Source organism: Geobacillus sp. PK12 (assembly GCF_004123125.1).
Classification (GTDB): Bacteria; Bacillota; Bacilli; order Bacillales; family Anoxybacillaceae; genus Geobacillus; species Geobacillus zalihae.
The window spans coordinates 68,960-84,259 of the sequence record NZ_SDKL01000029.1 but is presented as its reverse complement, the minus strand read 5'-3'; the positions used below and the strand labels follow the sequence as shown (position 1 = coordinate 84,259).

Below are 15,300 nucleotides of genomic sequence, written 5' to 3'. Positions count from 1 at the left end.
TCACCTCGCTTTCATGCCTGCAGCTTGTCGTTTTTCCATTTGTGAAAGAAGAAATCTATTATAATGACAATGTAGGATGTCATTAATCCCAAAACGGTTGGCACGATATGAAAATATTGCGGATACGTCAGAACAATGACAGCAGCCAATGCGGCAAGCGCCAAACGCGATAAGGTGCCTAATGTGCGCACTTTTTTGCGCGCCGCCACCGCTTGTCCGAATTTTTCGATTTTCCAGGTTAAGTTCCAAACCATGAGGAGGCTGATCGATGTGCCGAGAATCAAGCTGAGAAAAACGGTTTTATACGGCGTAAATCCAAAGCCGAGCGTATAGATGGCGAGCAAATACAATATGTATCGAACTTGCCGCCAAAACATCGCTTGAAGATTTCCCATTTTATTGCTCCTCAGAGAAATATTGGCGGATCAAGCGCAACATCGCATACACGCCGGCCGCCAGTCCGAGCAAAAGGCCGACGATCAAAAAGATCGGCTCGGTGCCAAATCGATCATCGATCCATCTCCCGCCGAAAACGCCGACCAAAATCGAACCAACAAGTTGGGAGACGATGGCGGACATCAACGCCATGGCTTGAAACGGGTGGCGCTGTTTTGGGGACATGCCAACACACCCTTTAACATAATGAAAACCTTCTCAATCTACCCCTTGTAAAGGATACAATACGGCCTGGTCAATGTCAATGTGTTTCCACGTAAAACCTCATTCACATAGGGCAAATATTAATAATTTGTGACAATTTCTCATTTTCTTCTCACAATGATGATGTATAATGATATATTTTATTTTTAGCCTATTTTCCTTTTCATGATTCGATGCAAGCGCTTAACTGACGCATGGGCAAGGCACCCTCTCCACCGCTCGATGGAATGCGAACCCCGCGCGGCGCGGGGCGCCTTGCAGCTGTTATTTTGTGCCAAACAGCCGATCGCCGGCGTCGCCAAGACCAGGGACAATATAGCCGTGGTCGTTCAACCGCTCATCAAGGGCAGCGATGTAAATGTCCACATCCGGGTGGGCCGTTTCCACCGCTTTGACTCCTTCCGGCGCCGCGATCAGGCACATAAATTTAATGCTTTTCGCACCCCGCTTTTTCAGCGCATCGATCGCCGCCACCGCTGATCCGCCGGTTGCGAGCATCGGGTCGACGATGATAAAATCGCGCTCTTCGACATCGCTCGGCAGCTTGACGTAATATTCGACCGGCTTTAATGTTTGGGGATCGCGGTACAAGCCGATATGGCCGACTTTCGCCGCCGGGATGAGCTTCAGGATGCCGTCAACCATGCCGATGCCGGCGCGCAAAATCGGAATGACGCCCAGTTTTTTGCCGGCGATCACTTTCGCTCTGGCTTTACTGACGGGGGTTTCGATCTCGACTTCCTCAAGCGGCAGATCACGTGTAATTTCAAACGCCATCAACGTCGCCACTTCGTCGACAAGCTCGCGAAATTCTTTCGTGCCCGTATTCTTGTCGCGAATGTAGGTCAATTTATGCTGGATGAGCGGATGATCAAAGACGTACACTTTTCCCATGGGTCAACTCTCCTCTTCCGTATGTATGCGCTGCACTTCTATACATTCTACTGGAAAACGAGCGCCTATTCAACTGCCGAACGAACGGAAAAAGGCGCACCGCCAAATCCGGAGGCGGTGCACCGTACGGTTTCGGACGAAGCGGCGGCGCTTAGTCTTGATAGAGCGGAAACTTTTCTGTCAAAGCGGCGACGCGTTGGCGCGCTTCCTCAAGCGCTTGTTCGCTGCCGACGTTTTTCAGCACAAGGCCGATGATGGCGGCGATTTCGTCCATCTCTTCCAATCCGAAGCCGCGCGTCGTGACCGCGGCCGTGCCGATGCGGATGCCGCTTGTGACAAACGGGCTTTCCGGATCGTACGGAATCGTGTTTTTGTTGACCGTAATCCCGACCTCATCGAGCACTTTCTCCGCCGTTTTCCCGGTCAGTTGTTGCGGGCGCAAATCGACAAGCAGCAAATGGTTGTCCGTGCCGCCGGAAATGAGGGTGAATCCTTCGTTTTGCAAGGCGGCTGCGAGCCGTTTGGCATTCTCCACGACGCGCTTCGCGTAGACTTTAAAGTCGTCTTGCAGCGCTTCACCGAGCGCGACGGCTTTCGCGGCAATAACATGCATGAGCGGGCCGCCTTGAATGCCAGGGAAAATCGCTTTGTCGATCTGTTTGGCGAACTGCTCTTGGCATAAAATCATCCCGCCGCGCGGACCGCGCAGCGTTTTGTGCGTCGTCGTCGTAACGAAATGGGCGTACGGAACCGGGTTCGGATGAACACCTGCCGCAACAAGACCGGCAATATGGGCCATGTCAACCATTAAATAGGCGCCGACTTCATCGGCAATCTCGCGGAACTTGGCGAAGTCGATGATGCGGGGATAAGCGCTCGCGCCGGCGACGATCAACTTCGGCCGGTGAAGGCGCGCTTTTTCGCGCACGTCGTCATAGTCAATGACATGCGTTTTTGGATCGACGCCGTATTCGACAAAATGGTACTGAATGCCGCTGAAATTGACCGGGCTGCCGTGCGTCAAATGGCCGCCGTGCGACAAGTTCATGCCAAGCACCGTGTCGCCGTGCTCCAAAACAGTGAAATAAACGGCCATGTTCGCCTGCGCCCCCGAGTGCGGCTGGACATTCGCATGTTCCGCTCCGAACAATTGCTTTGCCCGCTCGCGCGCCAACTCTTCGACGATGTCGACATATTCACAACCGCCGTAGTAGCGGCGTCCCGGATAGCCTTCCGCATATTTGTTCGTCAAAACCGACCCTTGCGCTTCCATGACCGCGCGGCTGACAAAGTTTTCCGAGGCGATCAGTTCAATTTTCGCATGCTGCCGCTTCCGCTCTTGCTCAATAGCGGCGAACACTTGCGGATCTTGTTGTGGCAAGTAATTCATCAATAGCTCCCCCTTATGCGAAATCAGTGAATATTCGTTTTTATTTTATCAGCTTCAGCTAGGCAAATTCAAAGAAAAAATGAATAAAACCGCTAGAAAGAACAGGAATCATTCGGATTTTCCAACGAGTAGACCGCTCGGGCGCCGCCGATCAGCTTCGGCCGCGTTTTCGCCAGCGTCACGCACGCCGATCCAATGTGCTTCACCGAAACGCGCACGGGAACGGCAACCGGCTTCAAATGCATGCCGATGAGCGTATGGCCGATGTCAATGCCGGCATCGGCGCGAATCGCCTCGACAACGACCGGGTCAGCGAACGTTCGATAGGCGTAGGCAGCCATCGCCCCACCCGCTTTCGGCACCGGAACGACCGAAACGATCTCCAGCCCGTGAGTTTTGGCGGTTTCCCGTTCGACAACAAGCGCCCGGTTTAAATGTTCACAACATTGAAACGCGAGCGCAATGCCGGTTTCGCGCCGCCACGCGTCAAGCTCGGCAAACAGCATGGCGGCAACGTCCATCGATCCAGCCGTGCCGATCCGCTCGCCAAGCACCTCGCTCGTACTGCAGCCGATCACAACGACATCGCCGCGGCCAAGCGGCGCCTGTTGGCGAAACTCATGCAAGATGGCTTGCCATTGCTGCCGCCATTCGGTCAATCGTGCGTCCATTCCCTTCCCTCCTTCGCACGGTGTGCCCCACACGATCCTTGACGAACACTAGAAGTCTGGTGATGTAACGAAAAATGCGGCTCCATCACGTTGCTTTTCAAATGGAGAAACCTTATACATGCTGCTCTTCCTTCACTTGAGAATCATCCATTTCAAAAAAACGGCTGTTTTTCAATGGCCTTCTAGTATTTTCACCAATGATTCGCGAAAGATGAACAGCGTTTGTTGTGAACATCGCCGAATTCCCAGCCTTTGCGCTGCTGCCCTCATGAAGCTAGACGCCCACACCTTTCGCTTATGGCCCACAGGCCGCATCCGCTCCGATGCGGCCCTGGTTCCGCCTACAAATGCTTGTTTTCATAGTCGGCGATTTTGCCGATTCGCCGCGCATGGCGTCCGCCTTCAAATTCGGTCTCAAGCCATGCCTTGGCGATTTCGCGCGCCAGGCCGGGGCCGATGACGCGCTCCCCCATCGCGAGAATGTTGCTGTCATTATGCATGCGCGTCAGCTTGGCGCTGTAGACGTCGTGGCAAAGGGCGCAGCGCACCCCTTTCACTTTGTTGGCGGCAATCGTCATGCCGATGCCGGTGCCGCAGATCAAAATGCCGCGATCAAATTCGCCGCGCGCCACTTTTTCCGCGACGGGAAGCGCGTAATCCGGGTAATCGACCGATGTTTCACAATCGCAGCCAAAATCGGTGTACTCGATTCCCATTTCATCCAACAGTGCTTTAATTTCCTCACGAATGCGAACTCCACCATGGTCAGAAGCAATCGCGACTTTCATCACGTTCGGGCGAGGAGCCCTAGGCTTCGCCGTGATAGCGAAAGCCAGGGAGGAATCGCCCTTCCTCCTTTCGATGAATCATATTTGCGCGTGCATCAACGAGTGCGGAACCGGGCGACAGCCGCCTGCAATTGTTCGGCCTGTTCAACCAACTCGCCAGCCAGTTGATGCACATCGTTGATCGATGCGGCCTGCTCCTCGGTCGCCGCCGCAACTTCGAGCGCGCCGGCGGACGTCTGCTCAGCAATCGCCGCCACTTCTTGCGTTTGCGCCGCGGCCCGCTCCATATGCCCCATTTGACGCTTCGCCAGCTCAGCGATGTCATGGACGGCGCAGATCACTTCATCAGCTGAGGCCGCCATGGCCGCAATGGCCTCATTCGTGCGCTCCCCTTTGGCCGCCTCAGCGTTTGTGGCGGCCACCTGCTTGTCCATTTGCGCCACCACACGGGCGACTTCATTTTGAATGTTGCCGACCAGTTCCGCGATTTTCTTGACCGCCTTGGCGCTCTCATCAGCCAGCTTGCGCACTTCCTCGGCGACGACGGCAAACCCCCGGCCGTGCTCGCCGGCGCGGGCTGCCTCAATGGAAGCATTGAGCGCAAGCAAGTTCGTCTGTTCAGCGATGTCCGCGACAAGCAACGTAATGTTGCCGATTTGATTGGCGTGTGCTTCGAGCTGCTTGACAGCCGCCCGCGACCGTTCTTGATCGTCAGCCAGCTTTCCGATGCCGCTAATGAGCGAATGGGTGATATCGCGGCTTGCCTTCAGCGTTTCGGCCATCCCATATACCGACTGTTCCGCACGCTCGGCTGTTTCTTTGACTTGCACGGCGATGGCGAGCACATCCTCGGCCGCCGCAGCCGCCTCTTGAATCGCCTCGGCCGAAGACGCCGCCCCTTTGGAAATGTCGTCAATGGTCGCTGCAATATCGCGTGCACGGTTTGACGCTGTTTCGGACGCCTGCCTCATTTCCGCCGTCTTTTCCGTCGTGCGCGCTGCGCTCTCTTCCACATTGGCGACGACTGCGCGCAAATGGCCGAGCATCCGGTTGAACGCGACAGCCAGCGAGCGAATTTCGTCATGGGAAGAGGGCAGCGGAACATCCTCATCGATATGCCCTTCCGTCGCCTTTGCCGCCGCTTCCTCGAGCCGTTGCAGCGGCCTTGTAATCCAGCCAGCGGCCAAATAGGCAAGCACTCCGGACCAAAAGATGCCAAGGAGCAACACGATCATCGTGAACACGCTTTTGTTCCATGAGGCGAACCACTGATCATACAAAACGTACAAGAAAAAGGCGCTCGTTGAATACGTGATCAGCGCCAACGCTGTCGTAAAGACGACGAGCTTCAGGCGCAAACCGAACCGATGACTTGTCCCCCCCATTTGTGTTCCCCCTCACTTCTTTACCTCATTGTTCTGTTTGCAACTTTTCCGCCAAGCGGTCAATGAGCGTCTCCAGCTCATCGCGCGCCGCCCGGTACACTTCAATCGGCCCGCCGAACGGATCGGCGATGTCGCCGTCTGTTCCCGAGACGAACTGCTTCAACGTAAACGTTTTGTCCTTCGCTTCTGGGAAACGCTCGACGATCATTTCTTTATGGCCGGATGTCATCGCCAGCACGTGCGTCGCCCAGTCGATATGCTCTTTTTTCAGCTGCGAGGAGCGGTGGGCCGCTTCGATTCCTTTTTCCTTCAACACCGTCTTGGCGTGAACCGACGCCTCGCTCCCTTCCGCCGCAAACACGCCGGCCGATTTCACCTCGACGCCTGGCAGCTGCTTATTCTCCAACAATGCAGCGGCCATCGGGCTTCGGCACGTATTGCCCGTGCAGACGAACAAAATGCGGTATGGCATACAACCACCTCTTCACATCAATGACTTACCATCAATATACCATAGGGAAAAGAGCAAAAAAAGGCTCTTCACCACAACATGTACTTGACAAGCAATGCGGTTTCCTGCGTAAGGATAGGCAAAAAGTGCTGATTTTCCCTCACAAGCGTAAATAGGGTATGTTCAGAAAAAATCAAGTACAACTTTTGGTGAAGAGCCGCAAAAAAGCAGGCCGTCCGCTTTTTTCCACTGAAGGAAAACCGCCTGCCGCCGTTTATAGAAAAAGCAGCTTGAGCCCGAACGCCAGCAAAATGCTGCCGCCGAGCGCTTCGCTGTACGAACCGAGCCATTGCTGAAAATGGCGGCCGACAAAAAGCCCAACCCATGTCAGCACCATGCTGAACAGACCAAACAGCAAAATCGTCACCATCGTCCGCGCTCCGAAAATGCCGAGGCTCAGCCCGACGGAAAAGCTGTCTAGGCTGACGCTGAACGCAAAAAAAAGCAACCCCACCCCACGCGGAAACAGCGGTGAGCCATCGTCCCTCCGGAACGAGGCGATGATCATTTGCCCGCCAAGCCATAACAGCAGCGCCCCGCCCGCGTATGTCGCGACACTTCCGAACTCGCGCGACAGCAGGCGGCCGACCGCCATGCCAGCAAGCGGCATGAGAATATGAAACAAGCCGATCGTCAACCCGATATAAAACATTTGCCGCAGCCGGAGGCGCAACAGCCCCATTCCTAAAGCGACTGAAAACGCGTCCATGCCCAGCGCCAGCGCCATCATTGACAGCGCGATGATTTCGCCGATGAATGCGCCCATGTTTCTTCCCTCCCGGACCGGCCTTATTGCTAAACATATGCACGTCCAGGGCAGTTTAGAAGCAGAGCGGGCAGCCAATGGGCGCCGCCTGATTGACGGGCGGACGGAAAAGAAAAAACCGGTCCACAACAGACCGGTTTCGCGCTTGGAAACGGCATCCCCCAAATCCTCTAGTTGCCATTTGAACCTTACCGTTTGCAGAGCCGTTTTCTCGACTATCGCACGACCGAACAACGCCGCTTCCAAACCCATACATGGATCTGTGAAGCGCGTTTCCGTTCGGTCTTCCGTCACGCCAAGGCGCGACGAAGAAGCCTGCGGCTTGCCTCCGACCGTCAAAAAATAGACAAGCTGCTTTTTCGACCAGGATATGTGAAACTTGTTCACTGCATCTATACAGACGGCCGTCCTTTCATTTCCGCTGTTCGCTGATGGCGCGTCCGCCGGCTGCTTTGCGGAGCCGGTTCATGATCGCCGCGCCGATTCCTTCTTCCGGAAACGCCTCGCTGTAAATGAGATCGACGTTCGTTTCATCAAATCGGCGCAGCGTGTCGTACAGCCGGCTCGCGACCGTCTCAAGCGCCTGGCGCGTTCCGCACGGCAGCACGACATCGGCCGCATACTGATCCCGGTTCTCCTCGGTCGTCAACACGCCGACCGTTTTCCCTTCCGCCCGGCTTTCATCGACAAGCCGCTGCAAAAACGCGGGCGGGCCGGCGACGATCCAAAGCGGCGCTTTCGGCGCATAATGCGTATATTTCATCCCCGGCGCTTTCGGCGCCGCCTCGTCATCCACAGCAGCGGCCTCTTCAACGCGGCCGATCGCTTCAATAAGCGCCTCTTTCGTCACTCCTCCCGGGCGCAAAATCGTCGGCACGCCCCCACTGCAATCGAGCACCGTCGATTCAACGCCCACGCCGGTCGGCCCGCCGTCGATCACCCCGGCGATCCGCCCGTCTAAATCGGCAAGCACGTGCGCCGCCGTCGTCGGACTCGGCCTTCCTGACCGATTCGCGCTCGGGGCGGCCAACGCCAAGCCGCTCGCCTCGATCAACGCCAGCGCCAGCGGGTGATCCGGCATGCGCACCGCCACCGTCGGCAGCCCGGCCGTCACCCGTTCAGACACCGCTTTGGCCCGTTTTGGCAATACTAACGTGAGCGGCCCCGGCCAAAACCGCTCCATCAACGTTTTCGCCATCGGTGGGATCGAGGCGGCTACCGCCTCCGCTTGGGCCATGCTGGCGACATGAACGATGAGCGGATTGTCGCTCGGCCGCCCTTTGGCGGCGAAAATTTTTTCCACCGCGGCTGTATTGGCCGCATCAGCCCCCAACCCGTACACCGTTTCCGTCGGGAATGCGATAACTTCCCCGGCCCGCAGCCATTCAACCGCCTCTCGTATTTGTGGATAAACTTGCTGTTTATCAACAATATTATCCACAACCCAAACACGCGTTTTCAATCGTTTCACCTTCTCCATCGCCGTGATTCGCCTTGAAAATGGCGGCTTTTTTTACAAGCGTCAGATCGCCGCCCGATGCCTTTCCACAGTTATACACAAATTGTGAATAAACTTGTTATTTTTGTGGATAACTTTGTGGATAGATGCTTATGGAATGAGATGGCTGAGCCACTCTTTGAAGAAAAATTTGACTTCCACCGGCTGTTCCGGCTCGGCCATGACGACGAAGGACGATTCTTGATCGTCAGTGTGCCCTTTGTCCTTCTCGCCATCCGCATGGATGGACGAAGCGGCGCGATCTTCGGTTTCCGCCATCGCACCCCTCTCCTCTTTCGGTTCGTCCCGCTCGATGGCCTGCTCGCCGCTTCGCATCGCCTCAGCTTCCGCTTCGGCCGACTCGCTGTTCTGCTTCGACCCGGCTTCCATTGACCGGACGCTCCCAGCCGACACCGGTTCATTCGTTCCGGCAGGCGATCGGTTCGCCGCCATCATGACGGCATCGCTGTTGGAAAAATCGAGAAAACAAAGCGGCGGGAACAGAACGCACCACCAGTTTGCTCCTTTTCCTTCCCCAAGCGTGATCAGCACGGCATCATAGATGCCAGCCGGATATACGTAGTTGCCGTACACTTTCGTCGGAAAATGAACCGGGCCAAACTCCACTTTGTACGTTTGATCGCTTTGTTCATCGCGCAACACGCGGGCGACCGTCCGCTCGATGTCCGGCAGGTGAGAGCGGATGACGCGCTTTGCTTCCTCAAACGAAGTGAGTTCGGCCACCCAGCCGTTGATTTGCGCATTGACCGCATCACGCACTTTTCGCTTCAATTGTTGGTCTTCATCGGCGTCGCTGTTGGCTAAAATGCGCAGGCGGATGGCCTCATCAGGGATGGCGACCGCCGCGTTCGCCCCGGCGTCCGTCTTGTGGCCGTACAGCTCGACGAGTACGCCTGTCGTTAATAGAATGATATATAAACATATGGCAATGGCATTTCCTTTGATGGTCATCATCGGCACCGTCCTTTCACCTTTCATTGTGGACGGCGCCGCTCGTTTTTAAACCTATCAATCTAACACGTTTTCCCGTTTTTCGGCCGCGTCATGTACACCATCCGGTCTTTGCCGTTGAGGTCAAAATCGACTTCCACTTCGGCTTCTGGAAACGCTGCGGCCAAGAGCGCCGCCACTGCTTCCCCTTGCCCGGCGCCGACTTCAAAAGCGGCAAGCGCCGGCGCGCCGAGCACAAGCGGCAACTCGCGGGCGAAGCGGCGGTAAAAATCGAGCCCATCGCGGCCGCCAAAGAGCGCCGTGTGCGGCTCATAGTTTTTGACGACCGGGGAAAGCATAGCGGCGTCCGTCTCTGGAATGTACGGTGGATTGGAAACGACGACATCGACCGTCCACCCCATGGCCATGATCGGCTGCAGCAAGTCGCCGCACAAAAATGAAACATTCGCCCCGAGCCGCCGGGCGTTTTCACGGGCGACCGCGAGCGCCGCTTCGGAAATATCGGTTGCGGTCACCGACAACGCTTTGTTCTCCAGCGCCAATGTCACGGCGATCGCCCCGCTGCCAGTGCCGACGTCAACGACATCGATCCGCTTCCGACCAGCAAATAGGCGCGGCACCCGTTTTAGGACGCCAAGCACCAGTTCTTCCGTTTCCGGGCGCGGGATCAACACATGGCGGTTGACAAGAAACGGCCGGCCGTAAAACGATTCATAGCCGATCAAATATTGAATCGGCACATGATCCACCGCATGGCGGCGCACATCGGCCGCAAACCGTTCATATACCGCTTCGTCGACCGGCTCGCGCCAACGGGCGAACAGCCCGGCCCGGTCCACGCCTAAATGGTGGCACAATAGCCACTCTGCCGCCCGCTCCTCTTTTCCGTGGGCGCGCAAAAAAGAAGAAGCCCAGGCGAGGACTTCGTGGACGTTACGACGCATCGTTCGCTTGCTCCAATTTTTTCGCCTGATCGTCCAAAATGAGCGCCTCGATAATTTCGTCGAGGTGGCCATCGAGCACTTGATCGAGCTTTTGGATCGTCAATCCGATGCGGTGGTCCGTGACGCGGTTTTGCGGGAAGTTGTACGTCCGGATGCGCTCGGAACGGTCGCCGGTGCCGACTGCCTGCTTGCGCGTTTGGTCATATTCGGCGCGCGCTTCTTGCTGGTACTTGTCATAAATGCGGGCACGCAATACTTTCATCGCTTTTTCTTTGTTTTTGATTTGCGATTTTTCGTCTTGGCACGTGACGACAATGCCGGTCGGAATATGGGTGAGGCGCACGGCCGACATTGTCGTGTTGACGCTTTGCCCACCCGGTCCGCTTGAGGCGAACGTGTCGACGCGAATGTCTTTTTCATTGATTTCGACTTCGATTTCTTCCATCTCCGGCAGGCAGGCGACCGTCGCCGTCGACGTATGGATGCGCCCGCCTGACTCCGTTTCCGGGACACGCTGGACGCGGTGCGCGCCGTTTTCAAACTTCAGCTTTGAATACGCCCCTTTGCCGTTGATCATAAAAATGATTTCTTTATAGCCGCCGAGGCCGGTCGGACTCGCTTCGATCACTTCCGTCTTCCACCCTTGCGATTCCGCATAGCGCGTATACATCCGGTACAAGTCGCCGGCAAACAGCGCCGCCTCTTCGCCGCCGGCGGCCGCGCGGATTTCCATAATGACGTTTTTCTCATCGTTCGGATCTTTCGGCAAAAGCAACACTTTCAGCTTTTCAACGAGCGCCTCTTCCCGTTCTTCCAGCTCGTCAATTTCCTCTTTCACCATCTCGCGCAGCTCCGGATCGAGCTTTTCCTCAAGCATCGCTTTCGCTTCGGCCAGCTGCTCGCGAACCGATTTGTATTCACGGTACGTTTGCACCGTTTCTTCCAAATCCGCCTGCTCTTTCGAATAATCGCGCAGCTTTTTCGGATCGTTGATGACGTCGGGGTCCATCAACAGTTCATTGAGCTTTTCATACCGTTGCTCCACAGCTTCCAACCGATCAAACACATCATTCACCTCTGTTTTTCCCACACAGTCTAATTTTAGATTATAGCATGAAATGAAGCCAAACAAAAACCCCCGCTTTTGGCAAGCGGGAGCTCTCAGTTGACGCGCACGATGATCTCGTATGTCGGGATCGCTTTTGTCAGCAACTTGTCAATGCGTTGCGCCTCGCGCTGCCGCTCCTCGTCAGACAGCTCTTCCGGTGCATCAACGGTCACATACATATTGCCGCCGTGAAACCAGATGGAGTCGGCGTGGTAATCGGTGTACCGCTCGATGAGTTGTGCTGCCTTGCGCGTATCGGCGCGCTGGTTTTCGCTTCCTTCGGTCAAGCTGATAAAATTCGGGTTTTGCCGCACGTTTTCCGGATCGTCGAAGTTGTTGTACAAGTCTCTGTCAGCGTCGATCTTCGGCCGCCCGTCCGTCATCAGCCGCGCGCCGTTTTTGTCCTCGCTTTGCTGGCGGTAGGACGGATGATCCGGAGCGAGCGAACAGGCCGAAAGCAGGAAGATCATTCCTAACAGCCAGATGCGTCTCATCCTTTTTCGCCTCCTTAGCTGTTAGGATGTCCATGATCGCCCGTCAATGATACACGGCAAGCCATAAATCTTTCTGCCATCATTCGTCTATTTTGCGGCGAACGAACAAAAGGGGCAGCCTAGTCAAGCGAACGATCAATGATGAACGAGCCGCATGCCAAACGCTTTTTCCTCCCATAGCGAATGGACGCACGAGACGGGCGAGAATGATGGCGCCGCTTCCGCCCTTCTCGGTCGGCGAAACATACGAATATGCACCGTTTCCATCAACGATGGCTGCGCTTCGCCACTTGGCCGATGAAAGCGGCCAAACAACATCAGTGACCGCCTCACCATCACTCACCCGTATGTCCAGCAAGCGGGCGGTTGTATCGCTTTTTCGGTTTGCCAGGCACTTCATGGTGATGGCGGCAGCGAGGCTCGTACGCCTCGCTGGCGCCGACGAGAATCACCGGATCGTCATAAGAGGCGGGCGCACCGTTAATGAGCCGCTGCGTCCGGCTGGCCGGGGAACCGCATACCGTGCAAACCGCCTGCAGCTTCGTCACCGACTCCGCGATCGCCATCAGCGCCGGCACGGGGCCAAACGGTTCACCGCGAAAATCTTGGTCGAGCCCCGCGGCGATGACGCGGTAGCCGCAATCAGCGAGCGTTTGCACCACATCGATGATGTCGTCGGAAAAAAACTGTACTTCATCGATGGCGACGACGTCGGTGGCGGCGGAAATGTAGCGGAACATTTCCGCCGGCGTCGCGACCGGAATGGCGATCACCGAATTGCCGTTGTGCGACACGACTGCGTCTTCGCTATAACGATTGTCGATCGTCGGTTTGAACACTTTCACTTCCTGCTTGGCAAACTGAGCGCGGCGGACGCGGCGAATCAATTCTTCTGATTTGCCGGAAAACATGCATCCACAAATGACCTCAAGCCAGCCGGACTGCGTCATCACGTACATTGGGGCCTCTCCTTTCACACAACACTGTCCTCAAACCATCGGCCGCTCCTTGCCGTCTGCCATCGCGACGATCAGCGGGATCAGCCTTGTAAGCAACCGGCCTTCCATCTGTATAGATGCAATTTGAAGCTTTACGATTTGCAACTTTTACCGAGTATTTGATCGACTGTCGGGCGACCGAACAACGCCGCTTAAAGACCCATATATGGGTCTGTGAAGCAGGCGGTTGTTCGGTCCTCCGTCACGCCAAGTCGTGACGGAGAAGCCTGTGGCTTTCCTCCGACAGTCGAAAAGGGGCAAACCGCTTTTCCGTCAAAGATATGGTAAACTTCTCCGTTGCATCTATATGCTCTCACGAAAAAGCAGGCAAGTTTCGCTTGCCTGCTTTCGTCACGTCCTTGTTACTTAAGGCCGTATTTTTTATTGAATTTATCCACGCGGCCCGCTGCCGTAACAAATTTTTGTTTGCCCGTGAAGAACGGATGGCATTCCGAGCAAATCTCCACGCGCAGCTCGTCTTTGACCGAACCGCTTTCGAATTCGTTGCCGCATGCACAACGGACGATGACTTTTTTGTACTCTGGATGGATGCCTTGTTTCATCGTTTTCATCTCCTTCCGCCCTGTATCTGATGGAAACAGAGTGATTCGTAGCATGGAACGCTTCATGCTTATGCGCGCCCGCCCGTTTGGCAAGGCGCAGCGCATGGAACAGCCGGGACTCCACCGAAGCGAACCCGGCCGGTGCAAATCACGGATCGCACAAACCAAAAGGCGATAGCCAAAACACACATGTTAAGATTATAACAGCTTTTCTGTCAGTTTGCAACGGGCGATTCGCGGCAAATTCCGCCAACGGCCTACAGACGGAGCGGGCCGCCCTGTTTCCACTCCTGATCGAGCAAGGCGAAAAACTCTTCGTTTGACTTCGTCCGGCGCAATTTGTTCAAAAACCGCTCGATAAAGTCGGGCGAATCGGCCATCGTTTTGCGGATCGCCCACAGCTTTTCCAAATGTTCTTTTGGGATGAGCAGCTCCTCTTTGCGCGTTCCCGAACGGCGAATGTCAATAGCTGGAAAAATGCGGCGCTCGGCGAGCGAGCGGTCAAGATGGAGCTCCATGTTGCCGGTGCCTTTAAATTCCTCGTAAATGACGTCATCCATGCGCGACCCGGTGTCAATGAGGGCGGTCGCCAAAATCGTCAAGCTGCCGCCTTCTTCGATGTTGCGCGCCGCGCCGAAAAACCGCTTCGGGCGATGAAACGCCGCTGGGTCGATCCCTCCTGAGAGCGTGCGTCCGCTCGGCGGAATGACCAAGTTGTACGCCCGGGCGAGGCGGGTGATGCTGTCCATTAAAATGACGACGTCACGCTTATGCTCAACTAATCGCATCGCCCGTTCTAAGACAAGCTCGGCCACTTTAATATGGTTTTCCGGCACCTCATCAAACGTCGAGCTGACGACATCGCCTTGCACCGACCGCTCGATGTCGGTCACTTCTTCCGGCCGTTCGTCAATGAGCAAGACGATCAACTCGACATCCGGGTGGTTTGTGGTGATGCTGTTGGCAATTTCCTTCAGCAGCATCGTCTTGCCAGCTTTCGGCGGCGCGACGATCAACCCGCGCTGGCCAAAGCCGACGGGAGCGATCAAGTCGATGATGCGGGTCGACAGCTTGTCCGGCGTTGTCTCCAGCTTCATTTGCCGATTCGGGTAAAGCGGCGTTAACGCTGGAAAGTGAACGCGCTCCTTGGCGACTTCCGGGTCTTCGCCGTTGACCGCTTCGACATGAAGCAAGCCGAAGTAGCGTTCATTTTCTTTCGGCGGCCGCACTTTGCCGGATACTTTATCCCCGTTGCGCAAATCAAAACGGCGGATTTGGGAAGCGGAAATGTAAATGTCTTCCGAGCTCGGGGAATAGTTGATCGGGCGCAAAAAGCCGAATCCTTCCGACGGAATGATTTCGAGGATGCCTTCCATGAAAAAGAGGCCGTCTTGTTCGGCACGCGCTTTCAAAATCGCAAAAATAAGCTCCTTTTTCGTCAACTTGCTGTAGTATGAAATTTTGTATTGCTTGGCGAGCTCATACAGCTCCTTCAATTTCATGTTTTCTAGTGCTGCTAACGTTAATTCCATCTTGACACCACACTTTGCAAATTTTCCTATTCTCCCATCGTTCGTGTTCGGACGTATTGGTCATCAATTCGACAGGCGAAGGGATTCATTTCGAAGATGATGAAGGCTGAAATGAAATAAAGAAGT

The 15,300-nt window shown here is 55.5% G+C and carries 18 protein-coding genes; all 18 read right to left on the bottom strand.

The window, feature by feature from the left end:
• Positions 1 to 11: 11 nt before the first annotated feature.
• The 18 genes from ETR37_RS10670 to rho all read right to left on the bottom strand — a co-directional run bounded on the left by ETR37_RS10670 (position 12) and on the right by rho (position 15,174).
• Positions 12 to 395 carry an ATP synthase subunit I gene (locus ETR37_RS10670; RefSeq protein ID WP_015376064.1) on the bottom strand — a complete coding sequence of 128 codons (384 nt, stop codon included), beginning with the start codon at positions 393 to 395 and terminating at the stop codon, positions 12 to 14.
• A 1-nt stretch (position 396) separates the two neighbouring features.
• Positions 397 to 621 (bottom strand): AtpZ/AtpI family protein, encoded by a 225-nt coding sequence (locus tag ETR37_RS10665; RefSeq protein WP_119877736.1) that lies wholly within the window; start codon positions 619 to 621, stop codon positions 397 to 399.
• A 303-nt stretch (positions 622 to 924) separates the two neighbouring features.
• A complete protein-coding gene (upp, locus tag ETR37_RS10660) occupies positions 925 to 1,554 on the bottom strand; it encodes a uracil phosphoribosyltransferase (RefSeq protein ID WP_011232835.1) in 630 nt (209 codons plus the stop codon).
• A gap of 151 nt (positions 1,555 to 1,705) precedes the next feature.
• Entirely contained in the window at positions 1,706 to 2,944 is a 1,239-nt protein-coding gene (gene glyA / locus ETR37_RS10655; RefSeq protein WP_015376066.1) for a serine hydroxymethyltransferase, read from the bottom strand.
• 92 nt (positions 2,945 to 3,036) lie between these two features.
• Positions 3,037 to 3,615, bottom strand: a complete 579-nt coding sequence (locus ETR37_RS10650) for a TIGR01440 family protein (RefSeq protein WP_015376067.1) — start codon at positions 3,613 to 3,615, stop codon at positions 3,037 to 3,039.
• Between the two features lie 341 nt (positions 3,616 to 3,956).
• Positions 3,957 to 4,403, bottom strand: coding sequence for a ribose 5-phosphate isomerase B (gene rpiB, locus ETR37_RS10645; RefSeq protein ID WP_025949616.1), 447 nt, complete (start codon positions 4,401 to 4,403; stop codon positions 3,957 to 3,959).
• Between the two features lie 95 nt (positions 4,404 to 4,498).
• Positions 4,499 to 5,788, bottom strand: a complete 1,290-nt coding sequence (locus ETR37_RS10640) for a methyl-accepting chemotaxis protein (protein WP_129447231.1) — start codon at positions 5,786 to 5,788, stop codon at positions 4,499 to 4,501.
• A 25-nt stretch (positions 5,789 to 5,813) separates the two neighbouring features.
• Complete coding sequence (locus ETR37_RS10635) at positions 5,814 to 6,260, bottom strand: low molecular weight protein arginine phosphatase (protein ID WP_011232840.1); 447 nt, start codon at positions 6,258 to 6,260, stop codon at positions 5,814 to 5,816.
• A 253-nt stretch (positions 6,261 to 6,513) separates the two neighbouring features.
• Positions 6,514 to 7,065, bottom strand: a complete 552-nt coding sequence (locus tag ETR37_RS10630; protein WP_011232841.1) for a manganese efflux pump MntP — start codon at positions 7,063 to 7,065, stop codon at positions 6,514 to 6,516.
• A gap of 412 nt (positions 7,066 to 7,477) precedes the next feature.
• On the bottom strand, positions 7,478 to 8,545 hold the full coding sequence (locus tag ETR37_RS10625) for an L-threonylcarbamoyladenylate synthase (protein WP_013146615.1): 1,068 nt from the start codon (positions 8,543 to 8,545) through the stop codon (positions 7,478 to 7,480).
• Positions 8,546 to 8,674: 129 nt separating this feature from the next.
• Positions 8,675 to 9,538, bottom strand: a complete 864-nt coding sequence (gene spoIIR, locus ETR37_RS10620; RefSeq protein WP_015376069.1) for a stage II sporulation protein R — start codon at positions 9,536 to 9,538, stop codon at positions 8,675 to 8,677.
• A gap of 59 nt (positions 9,539 to 9,597) precedes the next feature.
• Positions 9,598 to 10,479 carry a peptide chain release factor N(5)-glutamine methyltransferase gene (gene prmC / locus ETR37_RS10615; protein WP_033005969.1) on the bottom strand — a complete coding sequence of 294 codons (882 nt, stop codon included), beginning with the start codon at positions 10,477 to 10,479 and terminating at the stop codon, positions 9,598 to 9,600.
• Complete coding sequence (gene prfA, locus ETR37_RS10610; protein ID WP_033005971.1) at positions 10,469 to 11,545, bottom strand: peptide chain release factor 1; 1,077 nt, start codon at positions 11,543 to 11,545, stop codon at positions 10,469 to 10,471. The genes prmC and prfA overlap by 11 nt, the downstream gene beginning before the upstream one ends.
• A 95-nt stretch (positions 11,546 to 11,640) precedes the next feature.
• Complete coding sequence (locus tag ETR37_RS10605) at positions 11,641 to 12,081, bottom strand: hypothetical protein (protein WP_011232846.1); 441 nt, start codon at positions 12,079 to 12,081, stop codon at positions 11,641 to 11,643.
• A 135-nt stretch (positions 12,082 to 12,216) separates the two neighbouring features.
• Positions 12,217 to 12,399: a hypothetical protein gene (locus tag ETR37_RS10600; protein WP_014196961.1), complete on the bottom strand. Its 183-nt coding sequence runs from the start codon at positions 12,397 to 12,399 to the stop codon at positions 12,217 to 12,219.
• A 17-nt stretch (positions 12,400 to 12,416) separates the two neighbouring features.
• Positions 12,417 to 13,040: a thymidine kinase gene (locus tag ETR37_RS10595; RefSeq protein WP_074042862.1), complete on the bottom strand. Its 624-nt coding sequence runs from the start codon at positions 13,038 to 13,040 to the stop codon at positions 12,417 to 12,419.
• Positions 13,041 to 13,441: 401 nt separating this feature from the next.
• Positions 13,442 to 13,642 carry a 50S ribosomal protein L31 gene (gene rpmE, locus ETR37_RS10590; protein WP_011232848.1) on the bottom strand — a complete coding sequence of 67 codons (201 nt, stop codon included), beginning with the start codon at positions 13,640 to 13,642 and terminating at the stop codon, positions 13,442 to 13,444.
• A 257-nt stretch (positions 13,643 to 13,899) separates the two neighbouring features.
• Positions 13,900 to 15,174, bottom strand: a complete 1,275-nt coding sequence (rho, locus tag ETR37_RS10585; RefSeq protein ID WP_020754397.1) for a transcription termination factor Rho — start codon at positions 15,172 to 15,174, stop codon at positions 13,900 to 13,902.
• Between the last annotated feature and the right edge of the window lie 126 nt (positions 15,175 to 15,300).

Coding starts and splice junctions, on each gene's coding strand:
- ETR37_RS10670 (WP_015376064.1), bottom strand. CDS start 395: ATGGGAAATCTTCAAGCGATGTTTTGGCGGCAAGTTCGATACATATTG.
- ETR37_RS10665 (WP_119877736.1), bottom strand. CDS start 621: ATGTCCCCAAAACAGCGCCACCCGTTTCAAGCCATGGCGTTGATGTCC.
- upp (WP_011232835.1), bottom strand. CDS start 1,554: ATGGGAAAAGTGTACGTCTTTGATCATCCGCTCATCCAGCATAAATTG.
- glyA (WP_015376066.1), bottom strand. CDS start 2,944: ATGAATTACTTGCCACAACAAGATCCGCAAGTGTTCGCCGCTATTGAG.
- ETR37_RS10650 (WP_015376067.1), bottom strand. CDS start 3,615: ATGGACGCACGATTGACCGAATGGCGGCAGCAATGGCAAGCCATCTTG.
- rpiB (WP_025949616.1), bottom strand. CDS start 4,403: ATGAAAGTCGCGATTGCTTCTGACCATGGTGGAGTTCGCATTCGTGAG.
- ETR37_RS10640 (WP_129447231.1), bottom strand. CDS start 5,788: ATGGGGGGGACAAGTCATCGGTTCGGTTTGCGCCTGAAGCTCGTCGTC.
- ETR37_RS10635 (WP_011232840.1), bottom strand. CDS start 6,260: ATGCCATACCGCATTTTGTTCGTCTGCACGGGCAATACGTGCCGAAGC.
- ETR37_RS10630 (WP_011232841.1), bottom strand. CDS start 7,065: ATGGGCGCATTCATCGGCGAAATCATCGCGCTGTCAATGATGGCGCTG.
- ETR37_RS10625 (WP_013146615.1), bottom strand. CDS start 8,545: ATGGAGAAGGTGAAACGATTGAAAACGCGTGTTTGGGTTGTGGATAAT.
- spoIIR (WP_015376069.1), bottom strand. CDS start 9,538: ATGATGACCATCAAAGGAAATGCCATTGCCATATGTTTATATATCATT.
- prmC (WP_033005969.1), bottom strand. CDS start 10,479: ATGCGTCGTAACGTCCACGAAGTCCTCGCCTGGGCTTCTTCTTTTTTG.
- ETR37_RS10605 (WP_011232846.1), bottom strand. CDS start 12,081: ATGAGACGCATCTGGCTGTTAGGAATGATCTTCCTGCTTTCGGCCTGT.
- ETR37_RS10600 (WP_014196961.1), bottom strand. CDS start 12,399: ATGTTGTTTGGCCGCTTTCATCGGCCAAGTGGCGAAGCGCAGCCATCG.
- ETR37_RS10595 (WP_074042862.1), bottom strand. CDS start 13,040: ATGTACGTGATGACGCAGTCCGGCTGGCTTGAGGTCATTTGTGGATGC.
- rpmE (WP_011232848.1), bottom strand. CDS start 13,642: ATGAAACAAGGCATCCATCCAGAGTACAAAAAAGTCATCGTCCGTTGT.
- rho (WP_020754397.1), bottom strand. CDS start 15,174: ATGGAATTAACGTTAGCAGCACTAGAAAACATGAAATTGAAGGAGCTG.